We start from the raw sequence: 3315 nt of genomic DNA on the forward strand, positions 1-3315 counted from the left end.
CGGGCGCAGGTTCGGCAGGCACTCGACAACCTGGAGGTCGTCCTCGGCCAGGCGGGCTTCACGCTGGCCGACGTCGTCCGGCTCACCCTGTACACGACCGACATGGACGGGTTGTTCAGCGTGTGGGATGAAGTCGTCGGCCGCCTGAACCAGGCCGGCTGTCGCACGGCCATGACGCTGCTCGGTGTCCAGCGCCTGGCGTACCCGGAGATGCTCGTGGAGATCGAGGCCACGGCCGCCGCGTGAGGCTCGAGGGGAGCCGGGAGCCCGGCTCACCACGTCCGGTCGGCGGCCCGGAGCACCGTGTCCTCCGCACCGTGGGAGAACCGTTCGGGCACGACATAATGGTCGACCGGGATGCCGGTGCCTTCGATGCAGCGGCCGTGCCGGTCGTAGGTGAGCGCGGTGCTCACCGTCAGGGTCATCCCGGGGAGCAGTCGCAGCGTCCGTGGACGCCCGCTGCCCCCGCCACTCGGCTCGCCGACGACGCGGACGTGCGGCAGGCCCTGGAGCCCCAGGAGGGCGTCCTCGCTGGCCGAATAGGTCATCGGGTCGGTCAGGAAGCGCACCGCGCCGTGCCAGCGGCGGCGCTCGTCGGCCGGCTCGCCGGTGATCGGCGCCGGCGGGGAGAGTTCGCCCGGCCCTGTTGAGAAGCGGATCGAGCCGAGCACGGTCGGCTCGTGCAGGAAGCGGTCGCGGAACGAGAGCGCGAGCGCGAGGTTGCCGCCGCCGTTGCCGCGGAGATCGACGATCAGCCGGTCCGTGCCGGCGAGGTCGGCGAAGGCGGCGTCGATGGCTGCGTCCACGTCCCGGTCCGCCCGCCACGCCTCGATCCGCAGGTAGCCGCTGCCGGATGGTAGGCGGGTCCAGGTCACCAGCGGATACGGCGGGTCGATGCTGCCGACTTCCCGCCACTCCACGCGCCGCCCGTCGGCCCGCCGCGCCGCCAGCGTCCGCTCGACCCCGACCGGCGTCGAGAGGAGCCGGTAGCCCGTCATTAGGGGCTTGGCGTGCGGCGTGGACCCGGTCCGCGCCCACCAGCCCGCCGTGTCCACGTCGAGCAGCACATCGCCCGGGCGCACCCCGGCATCCCAGGCGGCGGTGCCCTGCGGCACTCGGGTGAAGACGGCGGTGTCGCCCTCGACCCACACCTGGTAAGGCAGCGGCACCGGCGCCGGGCTCGGCTTGACCCAGGTGTGCGCATCCTGCAGCTCGGCGAGCCAGGTCTGGATCGCCGCCAGCGGGTCGGCGGCCTGCGCCACCCGCTCGCGGTGGCGCGCACAGATCGCGTCCCAGTCGAGGCCGCGCAGCGCGAACGACGGGTAGGTCCAACCGACCTCGCGGGTAATCCGCTCGATGGCCTCGTCGAGGTCCCGGCACTCGCTGACGAAGACCGCGTCCTGCCCGGTCATGATGAGGGTGCGGATCAGCGAGATCGCCTCGATGACGCCGAACAGGTCGGGTGCGTCCGTGATCAGCACCTGCCGCTCGCGGTCGAACCAGACCCCTGCCTGCCCTTCGCCGCGGCGGGGATAGCGGTTGATGGCCGGGTTCCAGGCGGCGGGGCCGATCAGCCAGCGTGGCCCGTCCCCCGGGTCGGTGTCCACGAACCGCGCGGGCACGCCGCACTCGGCCTCGATCTCGGCTCGCTCCCGGTAGAGGAGCTCGCGGAACCCCGCGAGCGCTCGCTCGCCGTCCGGACCCAGCGCCGCGCCGTCCCGTGGCAGCACGACGCAGATCTCACTTGCGCCGGGGAACAACTGCCGCGCGCCGCCACTTCCCCGGCTCATGCATCCGCTACCCATGGCCACGTCCTTCAGAGTGCCAGCCCGTCCGGCGGGACGTGGTCCAGCACCACGTTCAGGATCGCGCCGTGCTCGAGCAGGGCCTTGGCCGCGCACAGGACCTGGTAGAAGCCGCCGGTGGCGTCCGCGATGCGCGCCACGACCTCATCCCCGCTCCCGCTGATCCCGCTCTCCGTGACCTGCACGTAGGTGGCGTCCTCCCGCCAGGGGACGAAGCGGAACTCGACCGTGGTGGGGTTCTCCTCACCCCAGGTGAAGCGTATCCGGCGGTCCTCCTCGACCTCCAGGACCCGGACCTCGGTTCCGACGCCGAACATCTCCCACTCCCAGCGCAGGACCGCTCCGGGCCGCATCGCGCCGGTGCTCTTGGTAAACCAGAACCGGGTCGTGACGGCCGGGTCGGCAAAGGCCTGGAACACCTCGCCGGGCGGCCTGCGAATCAGCATCCCTGCCTTCACGGCCGGGATCTGTGAGAGCCGGAGATCGTCCACGGTCATCGCCTCGTCTCCTTTTACCGAGGGGTTCCCACCCGGCGATAGCGTCGATCGGCACATCGCGGCCCATCATAGCAAGCCCGATCCGTCGAGGCGGGCGTCGGGGCCGTCCAAAGAGGAAATCGCCCGCGACCTCGTGGGGGTTACGGATTCACCCCCGAGCGCGCCGCGGCCGTCCCGGTCGTCGGCACCCCGAGCGAAGCAGCCGAGCGCTTCATGGAGTACGCCGTCTGCGCCACCCATCTCGTCGCCGGCCTCTCTGGCACCGACCGGCGGCGCCAGCGGGAGCTCCTCGCCGAAGCCCGGGCGCTGCTGGGCTGACCGCCGACCGGCACAGGCGGTCGTCCGCGCAACATGACGAGTCGTGTAACGTTGACGCTTCCCTCACACTACGTACATTAGGAGTGAGATGCCCAATGTACGCGCGATGAGGCTGCGCATGAGGGGGGTGCCCATGATGCGGGACATGCCCGGAATCCTCGCGGCTCTCCTCGACGGCGCGAGCTCCCCTTGGATCTCAATGTCCAGGCGCTGCGCCGTGGTGCTGCTGGCGGCCGCCCTCCTTGGCGGGTGTGGTGAGGTCACGGGCACCGCGTCGACCCAGCCACCGACACAGGCAGGCAACCCAATGTCGAGCCCGGTGACGGCTCACCCGACCCCAACCGTCGACTCGATCCCTAGCCCGGTGGCGGCTGAGCCGACACCGACCGTCGACCTGGCTGAGAGCTGCAACGTCAGCAGTGGGGGAGCCATCGTCCAGCTTGGGACGCTCGACGAGCTGGCCTGGGCGTCTCACCAGATCGTGGTCGGCACAGTCGTCGAGATCCTCCCGCCGGTCTGGGGTGCCGTCCTCAACCCTGGGTACAGCAACCACCGCCCCATCTACACCGACTACGTCGTGCAGGTCGAGCAGCGGCTGCGCGGCACGCCCGTGGAGCGCGTCCGGGTACGGCAGGTGGACGGGACGATCGACGGCTGCACGCAGGAAAGCGGGGACACGGTTCCGATGGCGGTGG

General features: G+C 71.2%; 4 protein-coding genes. 2 read left to right on the top strand and 2 right to left on the bottom strand.

Annotated elements, in window-relative coordinates; all coding sequences use genetic code 11:
- The coding region (locus tag IRZ30_RS16630; RefSeq protein WP_294086784.1) for a RidA family protein at positions 1-246 on the top strand (246 nt) is incomplete at its 5' end.
- Between the two features lie 26 nt (positions 247-272).
- Here the strand turns inward: IRZ30_RS16630 and IRZ30_RS16635 are convergent.
- Both IRZ30_RS16635 and IRZ30_RS16640 read right to left on the bottom strand, forming a co-directional pair.
- Entirely contained in the window at positions 273-1805 is a 1533-nt protein-coding gene (locus IRZ30_RS16635; protein WP_294086786.1) for a S41 family peptidase, read from the bottom strand.
- An 11-nt stretch (positions 1806-1816) separates the two neighbouring features.
- Positions 1817-2302, bottom strand: a complete 486-nt coding sequence (locus IRZ30_RS16640) for an SRPBCC family protein (protein WP_294086789.1) — start codon at positions 2300-2302, stop codon at positions 1817-1819.
- Between the two features lie 625 nt (positions 2303-2927).
- On the opposite strand from IRZ30_RS16640, the gene IRZ30_RS16645 reads away from it, so the two are divergent.
- Positions 2928-3315, top strand: a 388-nt coding sequence (locus tag IRZ30_RS16645; protein ID WP_294086791.1) for a hypothetical protein, incomplete at its 3' end; no start/stop codon positions are given.

The sequence above is a fragment of the Sphaerobacter sp. genome, assembly GCF_019683595.1.
Lineage (GTDB): Bacteria > Chloroflexota > Chloroflexia > Thermomicrobiales > Thermomicrobiaceae > Sphaerobacter.

Bases quoted from the DNA above. Each gene is read 5' to 3' on its own strand.
- IRZ30_RS16635 (WP_294086786.1), bottom strand. From the start codon at position 1,805: ATGGGTAGCGGATGCATGAGCCGGGGAAGTGGCGGCGCGCGGCAGTTG.
- IRZ30_RS16640 (WP_294086789.1), bottom strand. From the start codon at position 2,302: ATGACCGTGGACGATCTCCGGCTCTCACAGATCCCGGCCGTGAAGGCA.